This window comes from Falsochrobactrum tianjinense (genome assembly GCF_019100495.1).
GTDB classification, from domain to species: Bacteria; Pseudomonadota; Alphaproteobacteria; order Rhizobiales; family Rhizobiaceae; genus Brucella; species Brucella tianjinense.
Genome location: NZ_JAHRVA010000001.1, coordinates 962,403 through 979,515 on the forward strand (window position 1 = coordinate 962,403; position 17,113 = coordinate 979,515).

The following is a 17,113-nucleotide window of genomic DNA, read 5'->3' on the forward strand; positions in this document are numbered from 1 at the left end:
ATCTACAGGTTCGAAAGCTTGTTATCAGATAGGGATGGTTTATCACGGTAAAAGTGGTGAAACCAAGCGCATTGGCCTGTGCAGGATTGACGCGGTGGCCTTCACTTTCTACCCATTTCATAAAACGGGAGAGCAGAATGCAGATCGATTTTGGCGGCGGCAGCGAAATCAGCTTCGAACGCAAGGGTAAGGCGGGCCTTGTCAGGCTTACGCGCCCGTCAGCGCTCAATGCCCTTACGCATGATATGATTCTGGCCCTCCACCGGGCGCTCGATACCTGGGAAATCGATCCGGCAGTTGCCTGCATGATTCTCGAAGGCGATGGCCGCGCCTTCTGCGCTGGCGGTGATGTAGTAGCGGCATATAGGGCGGGGCGGGACGGTGCGCCTGCTTATGATTTTTTCCGCGATGAATATCGGCTCAATGCGCGCATAGGGCGCTTTTCCAAGCCCTACATTTCGTTGCTCAATGGCATCGTCATGGGCGGTGGTGCGGGGATTTCCATGCATGGCTCGCACCGCATCGTGACGGAGAATACGCTGTTTGCGATGCCTGAAACCGGTATCGGCTTCTTCCCCGATGTTGGCGGCAGTGCCTTTCTGCCGCATCTGCATGATAATTTCGGCTATTATCTGGCGTTGACCGGAAACCGCATCCGTTGGGGAGATTGCCTGCAAAGCGGCATCGCGACCCACGCGGTCGCAGCCGACGACTTCGAAGACATGCGCGATGACCTGATCGCCACGGCGAATATCGATGCTATACCGGCCCGCAGCCAGCATCCGGATTTTGAAACGCCGCCCGAAACCCGGCAGGTGATCGCGGAATGTTTTTCGCACGCCACGCTGGAGGAATGTTTTGCCGCGCTCCAGCGTCTTGCCGACAATGGCAGCAAACCGGCGATCGATATCCTGACTGTCCTCGCCGCCCGTTCACCGACAAGTCTTGCCGTGACTTTCCGCCAGATCGCCGAGGGACGACTTCTTGGACTCGACGATTGCATGCGAATGGAATACCGCATCGCGTCGCGTATGATCGAGGGGCACGATTTTTACGAAGGGGTGCGTGCTGTACTTATCGATAAGGATGGCGCTCCGATCTGGCAGCCCGCCTCGTTAGACGAGGTAAAGCCGCAAGTAATCAATGCCTATTTTGCAAATCTGGGCGAGAGGGAACTGAGCTTTTGATGCGCCAGGACGAATTGCACCAGCACGTACAACCGAGCGGCACGGAATGGTCCTTTGTGTGGTTCATCAGGGTGATTGCGCTGGTAGCGTTGGCCAGCGGTGTCTATTACTGGATAAGGCTGATCGGTATTAATCCGGGCATTTTGTGGCGCTTCGATCTGATGCCATGGCAGTGGCAGACGGCGATTGTCGCGCTTGCGGTGCTTATGCCGGTTGCAGCGACCGGCCTGTGGATGCGCGCGCCATGGGGACCGGTGCTGTGGTTCGTGGCGGCAATCGGCGAGATCGCCATCTATTCGGCATTCTCGCGCTACTTCGAGTATAAGCCGATTACGGTCGCATTTAATGCGGTCTGCATCCTTGTCTATATCATTTTCCAGGTTTTGCTTTTCCTTCAAAAAAGACGCCAGTCGCGGGCAGGACTGGCGTCCTGAACCGCTGGCAAGCTCTATAGGGGTAAGCAAATATTAAGCTTGAAGCAGAAACTTCCGTGGTAAGTTACTGTTAAGTCTGACTTTTAAGCCCAATTTTATGCATCTCGCCTAAAGTCCTCTCAGAGCGGTGAGAAAATACACCGCTTGAACAGGCAAAGAGAGTGGCTTCACGCAAGGCTGCTCCGGCAGAGAGGCAGAAAATGAACCATGCACAGTATAGGGCGGCTGCGGCCGCCCCGCTCCGCAACCCGGAAGCGGCACTTCGCACCCTTTATCTGGAAGCCTTGCAACTGGTGGAGCGCCTGCACCGTCGTCTGCTTGATGTTATCAAGGACGAATTCGACCGCAGCGGCCAGAGCGATATCAACGCCACGCAGGCTCTTCTCCTGTTCAATATCGGCAATTCCGAACTGACGGCAGGCGAATTGCGCTCACGCGGCTATTATCTCGGCTCCAACGTTTCCTATAATCTCAAGAAACTGGTCGAGACGGGCTTCATCCATCATCAGCGTTCGCAGGCCGATCGCCGATCGGTGCGTATAAGCCTCACCGAAAAGGGCAACGAGATCGCCGATCAGGTCGCGGCCCTTTATCAGCGCCATATCGCCTCGATTGAGCAGGTCGGTGGCATTCAGGTCGAGGAATTTTCGGCGATGAACCGCTCGCTGCAACGCCTCGACCGCTTCTGGAACGACACGATTGCCTATCGTCTTTGACCGGCAGACCTTGTTGCAGAACGGTCACAATCGGTCCCTTTCATAGGGCATCGTAGGAAATTGCGTAATGTCAGGGCTGCGCCTCCCTTGAAAAGGGGGGCGGCGACATGAATAAGCCATAAAACCCCGCATAAGAAATTTAGACAGCGCATCTTCCATATATTGCCTCTGCGCAATCTCCTTACTTTTGGGATCGGGAAAAATGGCCAGAAACGACAAGAATACCGCCGCCTTCAGCGTGGACCGCCGCAGCTTTCTGCGCGGCGCCGCAACAGCCGGTCTTTCTGTGGCGGCTTCGGCTCTTGCTTCTTCGGCTTTCGCCCAGCAGCAGGCATTGACGGACATTCTTGCCGCGCCGCGCCGTGGCAACTGGGCAGACCAGTTCGATGCCCGCGCCACCGGTGCTCAGACGGTTGCGACCTACCAGCCGGTTCTAAGCCAGCAGACGGTTGCAAGCCTCCAGACGTCCATCGCGCAATATACAGATATAGCCGGACGTGGCGGCTGGCCTGCGGTTCCCGGCAATGCCAAGCTCCGGCTCGGCGTGAACGACCCATCGGTCCAGGTGTTGCGCCAGCGGCTGATCGTTTCCGGCGACCTTCCCCGTGAAGCGGGCGGGTCGAGCGCCTTCGATACTTATGTCGATGCAGCAGTCAAGCGCTTTCAGGCACGCCACGGCCTGCCTGCGGATGGTGTGATGGGGCAATTCACCTATGCCGCGATGAATGTGAATGCCAATACGCGCCTTGGCCAATTGCATACCAATTTACAGCGTCTGTCTCAGATTGCGGGTACAACCCAGTCCGAACAGCGTTTTGTAATGGTCAATATTCCCGCTGCTCGTATCGAGGCGGTAGAGGGCGGCAATGTCGCGCAGCGCCATACGGCTGTGGTCGGCAAGATCGACCGCCAGACGCCGATCCTCAACTCGAAGATTCACGAAGTCATACTCAATCCTTACTGGACAGCGCCCAAGTCGATCATCCAGAAGGATATTATTCCGCTGATGCGCAAAGACCCGCAATATCTGACGAGAAACAAGATTCGCCTCTATAACCAGCAGGGGCAGGAAGTTGCGCCGGAAAGCGTGGACTGGAATACGGACGATGCAGTGAGGCTGATGTTCCGGCAGGACCCCGGCAAAATCAATGCCATGTCCTCGACCAAGATCAACTTCCATAACCAGCATGCTGTCTACATGCATGACACGCCACAGCAGAGCTATTTCAACAAACTCATGCGCTTCGATTCATCAGGCTGCGTGCGTGTTCAGAATGTGCGCGACCTCGATGTCTGGTTATTAAAGAACACGCCGGGTTGGGATCGCCAGAATATTGAGAATATGATCAAGTCGGGTACGAACACGCCCATTCAGGTGGCTGATCCGGTGCCATTGCACTTCGTTTATATTTCCGCCTGGGCCACGGGAGACGGTGTCGTGCAATTCCGCGACGATATCTACAAGATGGACGGCGCGACCGAACTGGCGCTCGGTACCGATACCTGATTTGCCGCCGTTTGGCTGGCGGCAGTCACGCTATGCCGCATTTTGGTATATACTTTTCGCTTGGCGGCCATTGGCCTTGACCCGCGAAGTGTGATAATGCGCCTCGACCATATAGCTTTGACCGGCTAACCGGAGGGTGTGAACATGTCGCAAGCCAATGCCGCTACGAATTCAGTTTCGGATGCTTTCTTCAATGCAAGCCTTGAGGAAATCGATGCTGATATTTTCGGCGCTATCCGCAACGAACTTGGACGCCAACGCCATGAAATCGAGCTGATTGCCTCAGAGAACATTGTTTCTCGCGCAGTGCTTGAGGCGCAGGGCTCCATTCTGACCAACAAATATGCGGAAGGCTATCCCGGCAAGCGCTATTACGGCGGGTGCCAGTTTGTCGACGTGGTCGAGGAGCTGGCGATTGAGCGCGCCAAGAAGCTTTTCGACGCCCAGTTCGTCAACGTTCAGCCGAATTCCGGCAGCCAGATGAATCAGGCCGTATTCCTCGCACTTTTGCAGCCCGGCGACACCTTTATGGGACTTGATCTCAATTCCGGCGGCCACCTGACGCACGGCTCTCCCGTCAATATGTCGGGCAAGTGGTTCAATGTCGTATCTTACGGTGTGCGCGAAGACGATCATCTCATTGATATGGATGAGGTTGCGCGTCTTGCCCGAGAAAACAAGCCCAAGCTGATTCTGGCAGGCGGTACGGCCTATTCGCGCATCTGGGATTGGAAGCGCTTCCGCGAAATCGCGGATGAAGTGGGCGCCTATCTCATGGTCGATATGGCACATATTGCCGGCCTTGTGGCTGGCGGCGTGCATCCTTCGCCGGTTCCTCATGCGCATGTCTGCACCACGACGACTCACAAGTCACTGCGTGGCCCGCGTGGCGGCATGATCCTCACCAAGGATGCGGACATCGCCAAGAAGATCAATTCGGCGGTCTTTCCCGGTTTGCAGGGCGGTCCGCTGATGCATGTCATCGCCGGTAAGGCCGTCGCCTTTGCCGAAGCTTTGAAGCCGGAATTCAAGCTTTATGCCAAAAATGTCGTCGACAATGCGCGCGCTCTTTCCGAAGAGCTGAAGTCGCATGGCCTCGATATCGTTTCAGGTGGCACCGACAACCACCTGATGCTGGTAGACCTGCGTCCGAAGAATGCGACCGGCAAGCGCGCGGAGACGGCACTTGGCCGCGCCAACATCACTTGCAACAAGAACGGCATTCCTTTCGATCCTGAAAAGCCTTTTGTCACCTCCGGCATCCGCCTTGGTACGCCTGCTGGCACGACACGCGGCTTTGGCGTGGCTGAATTCAAGGAAATCGGCTCGCTGATCGCAGAGGTTCTCGATGGCCTCAAGGTTGCCAATTCCGACGAAGGCAATGCAGTTGTCGAGCAGGCGGTAAAGGAAAAGGTCATCGCGCTGACTGGCCGTTTCCCGATGTATGGCTATCAGGGATAGGCCTGGTTGTGATTATGGACTTGGCCCCACTCAACCCTGTTGAGTGGGGCTTTTTCGTTATCGCCTTTATTAGGGCCGATCATGCAGATGCGCTATGATCTGCGAGAATCAGTTATCGCAGGTCTCGCTCTTGCGTTTCAGGGAGTTGCGACACCACATAAGGTTGCGCTGCAAATATTCGAGTTGAAAGAGTTCCATGCGTTGTCCCTATTGCCAGTCTGAAGATACGCAGGTGAAGGATTCCCGTCCGGCGGAAGATGGCGCGGTCATTCGCAGGCGCCGTGTCTGTTCGGTTTGCGGCGGTCGTTTCACCACTTTTGAGCGGGTGCAGCTTCGCGATATCATGGTCGTCAAGAAGAGCGGTCGGCGCGTGCCTTTCGACCGCGACAAGCTCACCCGATCCATTGATGTTGCGCTGCGCAAGCGCGATGCGGACGCTGAACGCGTCGAGCGCGCTATTTCGGGCATTGTGCGCCAGTTGGAGAGTTCGGGCGAACCAGAAGTGACGTCCGACGAAATCGGTCGTCTGGCCATGGATGCGCTCAAAGGCATTGATGACATCGCCTATATCCGCTTTGCTTCGGTCTATCGTAATTTCAGCAAAGCCCTTGATTTTCATAATGTCATTGATGAACTGACTGTGAGTGAGGTCGGGGACGACCTGGACGAGTGAGAATGAGCGGTTTGGAATTTCCGCAAATAGAACCAACATCGGATGACCGCCGCTATATGGAGGCGGTGATCCGTTATGCCCGCACGAATAAGGGCTTGACCGGAACCAATCCTTCCGTGGGGACAATTATCGTCAAGGACGGTATCATCGTCGGGCGCGGCGTCACCGCGATAGGCGGCAGACCGCATGCCGAGCCGCAGGCGCTGGTGGAGGCGGGTGACGCCGCGTTCGGAGCCACGGCCTATGTCTCGCTGGAACCTTGCGCGCATCATGGCCGCACACCGCCCTGTGCAGAAGCGCTGGTGCGGGCAGGGGTTGCGCGTGTATTCGTCGCCGCGACCGACCCTGATGAGCGGGTGAGCGGAAAAGGCTTCGTCATACTGCGCGAGGCGGGTATTGAGGTCATACCCGGCCTGCTTTCGGCGCTAGCTGCGGATGATCTTGCCGGTTATCTGAATCGATCTACGAAAAAACGCCCCGAAGTGATTCTAAAACTTGCACTTTCCGCCGATGGCATGATTGGCAAAAAGGGCGAGGGACAGGTTGCGATTACCGGCTCCATATCACGTTCGCAGTCGCATCTGCTGCGGGCGCAAAGCGACATTATCCTGATCGGCATCGAAACTGCGCTGGCCGATGACCCGCTGCTCGACTGCCGTCTGCCGGGGCTGGAACAACGCTCGCCGGTCCGTGTCGTTCTCGATAGCGCCCTACGGCTACCGCTTGCCTCAAAACTTGTGCAGACGGTGCAAGCAGCCCCGCTTTGGCTGGCCTGTCTGGAGGGGGCGGCGGAGGAACGGCGTGACGAAATGCAGGCGGCGGGTTGCCGGTTGCTTGCTGCGGAAAGCGATCATGGCAGGATTGCCCTGCCGGAACTGATGGATGATCTTGCTGCGCAGGGCATTTCGTCAGTGCTGGTCGAGGGTGGGGCTGGAGTTGCGAAGAGCTTCTTGAACGAAAAGCTGGTCGACCGTCTCGTTATTTTCCGCTCGCCAATGCGGATCGGAGAAACTGGGCTTGCTGTAGCCGGACTTGAAACCCATATCGCAGAAGAATTCGCATTGTTGCGTGAAGCGCATTACGGCGATGACGCCTGTTCCGAATATGTAAGGAAGACTTGATGTTTACAGGGATTGTTACCGACATTGGCAAGATCGACCGCATCAAGCCATTGAATGAAGGTGTACTGTTGCGCATCGAAACCACCTACGATCCTGAAACCATTGATCTAGGTGCCTCGATTGCCTGTTCCGGCGTCTGCCTTACAGTCGTTGCCCTGCCGGAGAAAGGCACGAATGCACGCTGGTTTGAGGTCGAGGCGTGGGAAGAAGCTTTACGTCTGACTACGATTTCCAACTGGCAGAACGGGACGCGGATCAATCTCGAACGTTCTCTCAAGCTGGGCGATGAAATGGGCGGCCATCTGGTTTCCGGCCATGTCGACGGACAGGCGGAGATCGTCGAACGCAAGGACGAGGGCGATGCCGTGCGGTTTACCTTGCGCGCGCCGCAGGAACTTGCACCATTCATTGCGCAGAAAGGTTCGGTCGCGCTGGATGGCACGTCATTGACTGTCAACGGCGTAAACGGCAATGAATTTGACGTTCTGCTTATCCGCCATTCGCTGGAGGTGACCACCTGGGGCGACCGTAAGGCGGGCGATAAAGTCAATATTGAGATCGATCAGCTGGCACGTTACGCGGCAAGGCTTGCGCAATACCGGAAATAGGCTTAGAGCCTACAGTCCCTAAGCGTATTTTCTATTTTAGCGTTGACCGCTATTTGCGGTCCGCGAAATCTGTCATGGAGTCTCTCATGTCGAAACACGAGCCGCATTTGCTCATTATTGAAGCGCGTTTTTACGACGGTTTGGCTGACGCACTTCTGGACGGCGCAAAGGCTGCTCTCGATGCTGCAGACGCGACCTATGATATCGTGACGGTTCCGGGCGCGCTGGAGGTTCCGGCGGTTATTTCATTCGCGCTGGATGGCGCTGAGAATGGTGGCACGGATTATGACGGTTTTGTCGCGCTTGGCACCGTTATTCGTGGTGAAACCTACCATTTCGACATTGTTTCCAATGAATCCTGCCGTGCGCTGACCGATCTTGCCGTCGAAGAAAGCCTCGCTATCGGCAATGGCATCCTCACCGTCGAAAATGAGGAACAGGCTTGGGTACGCGCTCGCCGCGAGGATAGCGACAAGGGCGGTTTTGCAGCTCGCGCAGCGCTGACCATGATTGATCTGCGCAAGAAATTCGGAGCCTGATAATATGAGTTCGTCTTCAGAAGGCCGCTCCACGCCCAATGCTCCTCGCACTGCAAACAAGCGTGGCGTTGCCCGTCTGGCCGCGGTGCAGGCGCTTTACCAGATGGACGTCGCGGGCACGGGCGTCATGGAAGTGGTGGCCGAGTATGAAGCTCATCGGCTTGGCAAGGAAGTGGATGGCACGCAATTTCTCGACGCTGATCCGCAATGGTTCCGCGCCATTGTCGCGGGCGTGGTGGATAGCCAGCTCACGCTCGACCCGATGATCCATCTGGCGCTGACCGAAGACTGGCCGCTGTCGCGCCTAGATTCGACACTGCGCGCCATCCTGCGTGCGGGTACGTGGGAATTGAAAACGCGTAAAGACGTGCCGACGGCGGTGATTGTTTCGGAATATGTTGATATCGCCAAGGCATTCTACACGGAAGAAGAGCCCAAACTGGTCAATGCCGTGCTGGATCGCCTTGCCTTTGAAATTCGTGGCGAAAGCCGTGGCGCCAAGCCGCGCAACAGGCATTGATTGCTCACATCATGAAATCCAAAGGGCTGCGAGAGATCGCGGCCCTTTTATTTTGCGGTTCTTTTATGCGGACCCCCTCTATTATGCTGGCAAAGAACAGCTTGACCTTTGTCAAAGCGTTCCGCATCTTGAGCGCGCGGCATAGAGAATGCTGAAATACAGGAAAACTCGCCAATGTCTTGATTTCCGGCGAATGTTTCCAGAACAAGAATAGACCGACGAAGCCCGGTCAAGGCGATTGGCTTCAGGCACTTCCATGCCGCTAATTCTGGTCCGGGGAGGGGTTTTCGGGCCTTTCAAGCGCTATGCGTGCTGGCAATCGCGTTGCGGTCTGCTGGTGGCTGGCGCAAGCTCAATGGGAGTTCGCCTTAATGAAAACTGGAATGGCAGTTCTTCTTCTCGTCATTGCCTGCGGTCTGCTTTCTGTCCTTTACGCCATCTGGGCGACCCGCTCGGTCCTCGCGGCCGATCAGGGGACGCAGCGTATGCAGGAAATCGCCAGCGCTATCCGTGAAGGCGCGTCAGCCTATCTCACACGACAATATTCCACGATCGCCATTGTCGGCATCGTCGTGTTTCTGGCAGTCTGGTATCTGCTGTCGATCACGGCTGCAATCGGGTTTCTGATCGGCGCAGTCCTATCCGGCCTGACAGGCTTTATCGGCATGCACGTCTCGGTGCGCGCCAATGTGCGCACAGCGCAGGCTGCGACACTCAGCCTGGCAGGAGGGCTTGAACTGGCCTTCAGGTCCGGTGCGATCACCGGCATGCTTGTGGCGGGTCTCGCTCTGCTTGGCGTATCCGTCTATTATCTGGTGCTCACTGTCTGGTTCGGCTACGCGCCGTCTGACCGCACGGTGATTGATGCGCTGGTTGCGCTCGGGTTTGGCGCTTCGCTCATTTCCATTTTTGCCCGGCTGGGTGGCGGCATTTTCACCAAAGGCGCGGATGTCGGCGGCGATCTGGTCGGCAAGGTCGAGGCAGGCATTCCGGAAGATGATCCGCGCAATCCGGCAACTATTGCCGATAATGTCGGTGACAATGTCGGCGACTGTGCGGGCATGGCGGCGGATCTGTTCGAGACTTATGCAGTCACTGTGGTCGCCACAATGGTTCTGGCTGCGATCTTCTTCAACGGATCGGATGTGCTTTCCAGCGTCATGCTCTATCCGCTGACCATTTGCGCAGCCTGCGTCATCACGTCGATTGCGGGCACGTTCTTCGTGAAGCTGGGCGTCAATGGCTCGATCATGGGCGCGCTTTACAAGGGACTGATTGCAACCGGTGTTCTGTCTATCGCGGGTCTTGCCATCGCCAATACACTGACCATTGGTTGGGGAGAGATCGGCACTGTCGCGGGAATGCTGATCACCGGGACCAATCTTTTCATCTGTGGAATAATCGGTCTGATCGTCACCGGATTGATCGTGGTGATTACCGAATATTACACCGGCACTAACAAGCGCCCGGTCAATTCCATCGCGCAGGCTTCGGTGACGGGACATGGCACCAATGTCATTCAGGGACTGGCGGTATCGCTCGAATCGACGGCTCTGCCTGCCATTGTCATCATTGGCGGTATCATTGGCACCTATCAGCTTGCGGGTCTGTTTGGCACGGCAATTGCTGTCACCGCCATGCTGGGCATCGCCGGCATGATTGTAGCGCTCGACGCCTTCGGTCCGGTTACGGACAATGCAGGCGGCATTGCCGAAATGGCCGGGCTCGATCCGGAAGTGCGCAAGGCGACCGATGCGCTGGATGCGGTGGGCAATACGACCAAGGCCGTTACCAAGGGCTATGCGATTGGTTCGGCGGGACTGGGCGCTCTGGTCCTGTTTGCGGCCTATTCCAACGATTTGGCCTATTTTGCAGCCAACGGCCAGACCTATCCCTATTTTGCTGATATGGGACCGGTTTCGTTTGAACTGTCCAATCCCTATGTGGTTGCGGGTCTGATTTTTGGCGGCCTGATCCCCTATCTTTTCGGCGGCATGGCTATGACCGCTGTGGGGCGCGCGGGCGGAGCCGTAGTGCAGGAAGTGCGGCGGCAGTTTCGCGAAAAGCCGGGCATAATGGCCGGAACGGAACGCCCCGATTACGCGCGTGCGGTCGATCTTCTGACCAAGGCGGCCATTCGCGAGATGATTATCCCCTCGCTTTTGCCGGTACTGGCGCCGCTTGTTGTCTATTTCGGCGTGCTACTGCTTTCCGGCTCAAAAGCTGCGGCTTTCGCAGCACTTGGCGCTTCGCTTCTTGGCGTCATCGTCAACGGGTTGTTCGTGGCCATTTCCATGACGTCGGGCGGCGGCGCATGGGATAATGCCAAGAAGAGTTTCGAGGACGGTTTTACTGACACTGACGGCGTGAAGCATTTGAAGGGATCGGACGCGCACAAGGCTTCCGTGACCGGCGATACCGTAGGCGATCCCTACAAGGATACTGCTGGTCCTGCTGTCAACCCGGCAATCAAGATCACAAATATCGTGGCCCTTCTGCTGCTGGCTGTGCTCGCACACATGGCTTGACACAAGTTCAGCCCGAAATAAAAAAGCCCGCCATTTTGGCGGGCTTTTGTCAAATATGTAGTTAGGCTCCCTGTTTGATCAGCCGCCTGTTCCCGGTAACGAGGTCGGGGTCTTGGAAGCACCCTGAATGACTTGGCCCAGGAAGGTCTGGTCCTTGCCGCCTGTCGGCGTGGTGCGCGATACGAAATCGAACAGCTTGCCGTCTTTCAGGCCGTAATTGGCGATATTCTCGACTTGACCGTCCTTGTTGAAATAAATGGCGAGGATATGCCGGTCGATAATCTTCGGTTTCATGAACTGCATGGCGCGGTAACGCTTCTGCGAAATGTAATAAAACACTTCATTATCGAAGGTTGCCGTGGTGGATGGTGTGCCGAGCGACAGAAGCACTTGCTCGCGGCTGGAGCCGACCGGTACCGAATCCAATGCTTCCTGATCGAGCACATAACCCTCTGTAATCGTTTCCGACGGATTTAGCGTGGATACGGTGTTGCATCCGGCAAGAGCCGCCAAAAAGAGAATTGCCGTGCCGGCGAGAAGAGCACGCTGCTTCGGCGCGCTTGGGAAAATTCGCTGCAACAAAGACCTCTCCATACATTCTATAATCAGCGCGGCACTTTCGCCGTCCGGAGAACTTCGGTAAACCACCTTGCTTCTGGATGCAACAATTACGGTCGTATGGGAATGATTCTTCAACTTTTTCGCCGCAAGTCAAAAACAAATGAGATTATCATACTTCGCGTTTACGAAACGATCGTGGCAGCGGCGCGGCAGAAGCGTTTTTATGCACAATTTCAAGTACCCGATACGCCGCTTGGCCGCTATGAAATGCTATCCGTGCATATTTTCCTCACATTGCATCGAATGAAGGGCAAAAATTCCGCCCTCATGATGCTGGCGCAGGAAGTGGCGGACGAATTCTTCAAGGATGTGGATCATTCGCTGCGAGAATTGGGAATCGGCGATCAAGGCGTGCCGAAGCGTATGAAGAAACTGGCCCGTATGTTCTACGGCCGTGTCAATTCCTACGGCGAAGCGCTTGATGCCGGTGATGTTGAAGCGCTTGCCGCCGCCCTGACACGAAATATTCGCCCGGATCTCGAAATATGGCCGCAGGCCCACTATCTGGGAGCATATATGTTTGCCTGCCGCGACCGACTGGCGCAACTCGGAGACGATGTTCTGGCGGCAGGCGGCATATCCTTTATCGATGCGGATGAAATATCTGGCGATAGTGTAAAAGAGGCAGACAGTCATGACGGATAAACCGGCGCTGACCTATCCCGTTCCGGTTCTCAACCTTCCCCAGAAGGGCCTGACGGTGAATATTGGAACCAGCGAGAAGGAAAGAGCGGCATTGGCGGCGGAGCACGGGCTGGAGGCCGTAAATTCGTTCGATGCCGAACTTCTTCTTACACGCTGGAAGAAGAATGGCATACGCCTGCGTGGCCATATCAACGCGCAAATCGTGCAGTCCTGCGTTGTGACGCTGGAGCCGGTCGGCAGCAAAATCGCAGAGGAAATCGACGCAGTTTTCGTGCCGGAAAATTCGCGGCTGGCTCGTATTCAGCTCGATGAAAGCGGCGAATTGCTGCTTGATGCCGAAGATGCGGACATTCCCGAAACTTTCACGGGGGATAAAATCGACCTAGGTGCGATCGTGGAAGAGTTTTTCGAACTGGCTATAGACCCTTATCCGCGCACGCTGGGGCTTGCCCCTGAAACGGAACCGATGGTTTACGGCGGCGGCGAGGAGGAGGAGAACAAGCCTGATTCGCCTTTTGCCAAGCTATCAGAATGGCGCAATAAGCCGTGATTTACCGGGGCTTGAGAGAATCTTGTTGTGCGCGTCCGGAAAAACACTATTTTCGCGCCAAACTCCTCTGTTTTCCAAGACGGGATCGGGGAACAAGAATCGCACAGGAATAATCAATAGTGATTAAAGTTTCGATTGACGCCATGGGCGGTGATTTTGGCCCTGAAGTGGTCATCCCCGGCGCGGCGAAGGCGCTTGAGCGCCATCCTGACATACGCTTTATTTTCTTCGGGTTGGTCGGCCAGGTCGAACCCGTCTTGGCGCGTTATCCCAAGCTTCAGGCGGCTTCCGAATTCCGCGCCAGCGAAATCGCCGTCGGCATGGACGACAAGCCCAGCCAGGCGCTGCGGGCCGGGCGCGGCAAATCATCCATGTGGCAGGCCATCGAGGCGGTCAAGACCGGCGATACGCATGTCTGCGTGTCAGCGGGCAATACTGGCGCACTGATGGCTATGTCCAAATTCTGCCTGCGCATGCTGCCCGATATCGAGCGCCCGGCGATTGCAGGTATCTGGCCTACATTGCGCGGGGACAGTATCGTACTCGACGTCGGCGCGACGATTGGCGCGGATGCGCGCCAACTGGTCGATTATGCGGTGATGGGTGCCGGAATGGCGCGTGCCCTGTTTGAAATTCGCCGTCCCACGGTCGGGCTGCTTAATGTCGGAACCGAAGAGGTCAAAGGCCTCGGCGAGATCAAGGAAGCCGGGCAGATTCTGCGCGACACGGAGCTCGCCGGCCTTGAATATGCTGGTTTCGTCGAAGGCAACGACATCGGCAAGGGTACGGTTGACGTGGTGGTGACGGAAGGCTTCACCGGCAATGTCGCACTCAAGACGGCGGAAGGCACTGCGAGTCAGATGGCCACTCTTTTGCGCGAGGCCATGAACCGTACATTGATGGCTCGGATCGGCTACGTCTTTGCTAAAGGCGCTTTCGACCGCCTGCGCGAAAAAATGGACCCCAACAAAGTCAATGGTGGTGTGTTTCTGGGCCTGAGCGGCATCGTCATCAAAAGCCATGGCAGCGCTACGGCGGAAGGTTTTTGCTCGGCGGTCGAAGTCGGCTATGACATGGTACGCAACCGGCTTCTGGAAAAGATTGAAGCCGACCTGGCGCATTTCCACCATAGTCATTCGCATGCTGCATTCGATGATGGCGGCGAGGCAGCCAAATAATAATTGACCCTGTATAATAGGGTATGAAGTTTGACGGTGGGGCATGCGCTTCGCGGCGGTCAGTTCAGGACAGGAATAAATGATGATAAGATCTGTCGTAAGAGGCATTGGTTCGGCGCTACCCAAGCGGATCATGAAGAATACCGATTTTGAAGGTGTCGTTGAAACCTCCGACGAGTGGATCGTTCAGCGCACCGGTATCCGTCAGCGCCATATCGCGGGCGAAGGCGAGACGACAGTCTCGCTGGGCGCGCAGGCCGCTCGTGCGGCGTTGGAAAATGCCGGTCTGCAAGCTTCCGATATCGACCTCATTCTCGTCGCGACCTCGACGCCGAATAATACGTTTCCCGCAAGCGCTGTCGAAATCCAGCATGAACTTGGCATAACGAGCGGCTTTGCCTTCGATATGCAGGCGGTTTGCAGTGGTTTCATCTATGGCGTGACGACTGCCGATCTTTATATTCGCGGCGGCATGGCCGAACGCGTTCTGGTCATCGGAGCGGAAACCTTCTCCCGTATTCTTGACTGGAACGACCGCACGACCTGCGTGCTGTTCGGCGATGGTGCGGGTGCTTTGATTCTCGAAGCCGCGGAAGGCAAGGGCCTGACCTCCGATCGTGGCGTTCTTGCTGCCAATCTTCGCTCGGACGGTAGCCATAAGCAAAAGCTCTATGTGGATGGCGGTCCGTCCACGACCCAGACTGTCGGGTACCTGCGCATGGAAGGCCGTGAAGTTTTCAAACATGCGGTGGGCATGATTACCGACGTGATTGAGGCGTCCTTCGCTGAGACTGGCCTGACCGCTGGCGATATCGACTGGTTTGTGCCGCATCAGGCCAATAAGCGCATTATTGACGCCTCGGCCAAGAAGCTCAATATCCCCGAAGATAAGGTCGTCATCACCGTCGACCGGCACGGCAATACTTCCGCTGCGTCAGTTCCCCTGGCCCTGGCGACAGCCGTAGCTGACGGGCGCATCAAAAAAGGCGACCTCGTTCTTCTGGAAGCCATGGGCGGCGGATTCACCTGGGGCGCGGTTTTGCTACGCTGGTAATCGGAAAATTTGATCTGCTGCGATGGAACTCGCAGCTTGACCGAACCGCGTTTATTTGTGTAACGTCCTGTCACGTAAGGATATTATCTGTTCAAACGCTAACCAGGCAGGTTCGGTTATGGGAGGTAAGACGGTCACACGCGCTGATCTGGCAGAGGCTGTTTACCGAAAGGTGGGCCTATCCAGAACGGAATCGGCGGCTTTGGTCGAGATGATTCTCGATGAAGTCTGTGACGCCATCGTCAACGGTGAAACAGTGAAGCTGTCGTCGTTTGCGACATTTCAGGTCCGAGACAAGAATGAGCGCATCGGCCGTAACCCCAAGACCGGCGAGGAGGTGCCAATCCTTCCACGCCGTGTCATGACCTTCAAGGCCTCTAACGTTCTGAAGCAGCGCATTCTGCAAGAGCATCAGAAACGCAAGGCCAAAGGCGGCCAATAAGGCTTTCGATTTCGCGCAGGAGGCGTCCCGGCCTCCAGTTTGATCGCACATTCCTGGTGCGCACGCGCATTCCTATCCGTCTTTTCAAAAACTTGTCAGCATCACTCTTCCTGTCATGCATGAAGGGGTGCTTATAAGGTGCTGATATTATATACTGAGCCGAAAAGTGAGTCGTAAGCGCTAATATATGCTTCCGCAAAGCTGGAGCTTTTTTGGCAAATATTTTGTGCTACATGCCTTTTGCCGAAATGATGCGCATTGCGGTTTCCAAAGAGGGACGGTCGTCGATTGAACGATCTGGGCTGGCGGAGCTGCGCTGCATGGCGAAACCGAACCACTGGAAAGGGCAGGCGGATGGAAAAAAGCCCTGATGCATTCAGGACGATTAGCGAGGTGGCAGAGGACCTCGATCTTCCGCAACATGTGTTGCGTTTCTGGGAAACCCGGTTTACCCAGATCAGGCCCATGAAGCGGGGCGGCGGGCGCCGCTATTACCGCCCGCTCGACGTGGAATTGCTCAAGGGTATCCGCCATCTGCTTTACGATCAGGGCTATACGATCAAGGGCGTACAGCGGCTGCTTCGTGAACATAATGCACAATTTATCATCGCGCTTGGCAACGGTGACGTGCAGGCTATTGAGGCCATTACGCGCCAGAAACAAGCGGTGGCGGAAAAGCAGGCTGCGGAAAGTGCGTCCGATTACGATATGGCACTGCCAAGCGGCATTAAGGCGCCGCAACCGGCGCGCAAGCTGTTCGGGCTGCTCAAGGGTGAAGAAGACGGCCCCATCGGGGCGGATGGAAAGCGTCCTTCCAAAGACAATCGTGCTTTATTGCAGGAAGCGCTTTTCGATCTTCTGGAATGCAAGCGCCTGCTGGATCAGGTACGTTAGTTAGATACTTCCGGCAGAAGCCGTGCCGCGCCTGCCGGAATGCTAGCCGATTTACGTCGATGAGATTTTCAGGCCGATGATGCCGGCTAGAATGAGTGCCACGCTGGCGACACGGAAAAATGTCGCGGCCTCACCGAGAATAAATATTCCGACAATAAAAGCACCGACGGCTCCGATGCCGGTCCAGATCGCGTAAGCAGTGCCAAGCGGCAGGCTGCGCATGGCCACCGAAAGCAGGATGAAGCTTCCCACCATCGTGATGAGAGTGATAATGCTGGGCGTCAGAACCGAGAAGCCTTCCGATTTTTTCATGTAGTAGGCCCAGATGACTTCAAGAATGCCCGCTACCCCAAGATAAATCCATGCCATTTTATGCTCCGTAGTCTTGGGTCGTCCCAGTCGGTGTGAACAAAGCGAAAGGCCGTCCTTTCGCGG

General features: G+C 56.1%; 19 protein-coding genes. 17 read left to right on the forward strand and 2 right to left on the reverse strand.

Annotated features, from left to right (window positions below; all coding sequences use genetic code 11):
* The first annotated feature begins 137 nt into the window (after positions 1-137).
* From KUG47_RS04575 to KUG47_RS04625, 11 genes are all read left to right on the forward strand, one after another.
* Complete coding sequence (locus tag KUG47_RS04575; RefSeq protein ID WP_217676736.1) at positions 138-1,187, forward strand: enoyl-CoA hydratase/isomerase family protein; 1,050 nt, start codon at positions 138-140, stop codon at positions 1,185-1,187.
* Positions 1,187-1,621: a DUF6163 family protein gene (locus tag KUG47_RS04580; protein ID WP_217676737.1), complete on the forward strand. Its 435-nt coding sequence runs from the start codon at positions 1,187-1,189 to the stop codon at positions 1,619-1,621. Before KUG47_RS04575 ends, KUG47_RS04580 begins: the two co-directional genes overlap by 1 nt.
* A 200-nt stretch (positions 1,622-1,821) precedes the next feature.
* Positions 1,822-2,337, forward strand: coding sequence for a transcriptional regulator LdtR (ldtR, locus tag KUG47_RS04585; protein ID WP_217676738.1), 516 nt, complete (start codon positions 1,822-1,824; stop codon positions 2,335-2,337).
* 202 nt (positions 2,338-2,539) lie between these two features.
* A complete protein-coding gene (locus KUG47_RS04590) occupies positions 2,540-3,844 on the forward strand; it encodes a L,D-transpeptidase family protein (protein ID WP_217676739.1) in 1,305 nt (434 codons plus the stop codon).
* Positions 3,845-3,988: 144 nt separating this feature from the next.
* Positions 3,989-5,305: a serine hydroxymethyltransferase gene (gene glyA, locus KUG47_RS04595; protein ID WP_217676740.1), complete on the forward strand. Its 1,317-nt coding sequence runs from the start codon at positions 3,989-3,991 to the stop codon at positions 5,303-5,305.
* Positions 5,306-5,501: 196 nt separating this feature from the next.
* Positions 5,502-5,978 (forward strand): transcriptional regulator NrdR, encoded by a 477-nt coding sequence (gene nrdR / locus KUG47_RS04600; RefSeq protein ID WP_217676741.1) that lies wholly within the window; start codon positions 5,502-5,504, stop codon positions 5,976-5,978.
* Positions 5,979-5,980: 2 nt separating this feature from the next.
* On the forward strand, positions 5,981-7,099 hold the full coding sequence (ribD, locus tag KUG47_RS04605) for a bifunctional diaminohydroxyphosphoribosylaminopyrimidine deaminase/5-amino-6-(5-phosphoribosylamino)uracil reductase RibD (protein WP_217676742.1): 1,119 nt from the start codon (positions 5,981-5,983) through the stop codon (positions 7,097-7,099).
* On the forward strand, positions 7,099-7,707 hold the full coding sequence (locus tag KUG47_RS04610; RefSeq protein ID WP_217676743.1) for a riboflavin synthase: 609 nt from the start codon (positions 7,099-7,101) through the stop codon (positions 7,705-7,707). Before ribD ends, KUG47_RS04610 begins: the two co-directional genes overlap by 1 nt.
* A gap of 86 nt (positions 7,708-7,793) precedes the next feature.
* The gene (gene ribH, locus KUG47_RS04615; protein ID WP_217676744.1) at positions 7,794-8,246 is read left to right on the forward strand and encodes a 6,7-dimethyl-8-ribityllumazine synthase; all 453 of its coding nucleotides are present in this window, start codon (positions 7,794-7,796) and stop codon (positions 8,244-8,246) included.
* A gap of 4 nt (positions 8,247-8,250) precedes the next feature.
* Positions 8,251-8,766 (forward strand): transcription antitermination factor NusB, encoded by a 516-nt coding sequence (gene nusB, locus KUG47_RS04620; protein ID WP_217676745.1) that lies wholly within the window; start codon positions 8,251-8,253, stop codon positions 8,764-8,766.
* Between the two features lie 371 nt (positions 8,767-9,137).
* Positions 9,138-11,294 (forward strand): sodium-translocating pyrophosphatase, encoded by a 2,157-nt coding sequence (locus KUG47_RS04625; RefSeq protein WP_217676746.1) that lies wholly within the window; start codon positions 9,138-9,140, stop codon positions 11,292-11,294.
* Between the two features lie 78 nt (positions 11,295-11,372).
* On the opposite strand, the gene KUG47_RS04630 is transcribed toward KUG47_RS04625, so the two are convergent.
* Positions 11,373-11,876: an outer membrane protein assembly factor BamE gene (locus tag KUG47_RS04630; RefSeq protein ID WP_217676747.1), complete on the reverse strand. Its 504-nt coding sequence runs from the start codon at positions 11,874-11,876 to the stop codon at positions 11,373-11,375.
* A 102-nt stretch (positions 11,877-11,978) separates the two neighbouring features.
* Between KUG47_RS04630 and KUG47_RS04635 the strand changes: the two genes are divergently transcribed.
* The 6 genes from KUG47_RS04635 (at position 11,979) to KUG47_RS04660 (ending at position 16,678) form a co-directional block, all read left to right on the forward strand.
* Positions 11,979-12,560: a ubiquinol-cytochrome C chaperone family protein gene (locus KUG47_RS04635; RefSeq protein WP_217676748.1), complete on the forward strand. Its 582-nt coding sequence runs from the start codon at positions 11,979-11,981 to the stop codon at positions 12,558-12,560.
* A complete protein-coding gene (locus KUG47_RS04640) occupies positions 12,550-13,110 on the forward strand; it encodes a YceD family protein (protein ID WP_217676749.1) in 561 nt (186 codons plus the stop codon). The genes KUG47_RS04635 and KUG47_RS04640 overlap by 11 nt, the downstream gene beginning before the upstream one ends.
* Positions 13,111-13,229: 119 nt before the next feature.
* Positions 13,230-14,288 (forward strand): phosphate acyltransferase PlsX, encoded by a 1,059-nt coding sequence (gene plsX, locus KUG47_RS04645; protein WP_217676750.1) that lies wholly within the window; start codon positions 13,230-13,232, stop codon positions 14,286-14,288.
* 82 nt (positions 14,289-14,370) lie between these two features.
* Positions 14,371-15,342 carry a beta-ketoacyl-ACP synthase III gene (locus tag KUG47_RS04650; RefSeq protein WP_217676983.1) on the forward strand — a complete coding sequence of 324 codons (972 nt, stop codon included), beginning with the start codon at positions 14,371-14,373 and terminating at the stop codon, positions 15,340-15,342.
* 118 nt (positions 15,343-15,460) lie between these two features.
* Positions 15,461-15,784: an integration host factor subunit alpha gene (locus KUG47_RS04655; RefSeq protein ID WP_217676751.1), complete on the forward strand. Its 324-nt coding sequence runs from the start codon at positions 15,461-15,463 to the stop codon at positions 15,782-15,784.
* A gap of 354 nt (positions 15,785-16,138) precedes the next feature.
* Positions 16,139-16,678, forward strand: a complete 540-nt coding sequence (locus KUG47_RS04660; protein WP_217676752.1) for a MerR family transcriptional regulator — start codon at positions 16,139-16,141, stop codon at positions 16,676-16,678.
* A gap of 51 nt (positions 16,679-16,729) precedes the next feature.
* Here KUG47_RS04660 and sugE read toward each other — a convergent pair whose 3' ends face one another.
* Positions 16,730-17,047, reverse strand: coding sequence for a quaternary ammonium compound efflux SMR transporter SugE (gene sugE / locus KUG47_RS04665; RefSeq protein WP_217676753.1), 318 nt, complete (start codon positions 17,045-17,047; stop codon positions 16,730-16,732).
* Positions 17,048-17,113 lie beyond the last annotated feature (66 nt).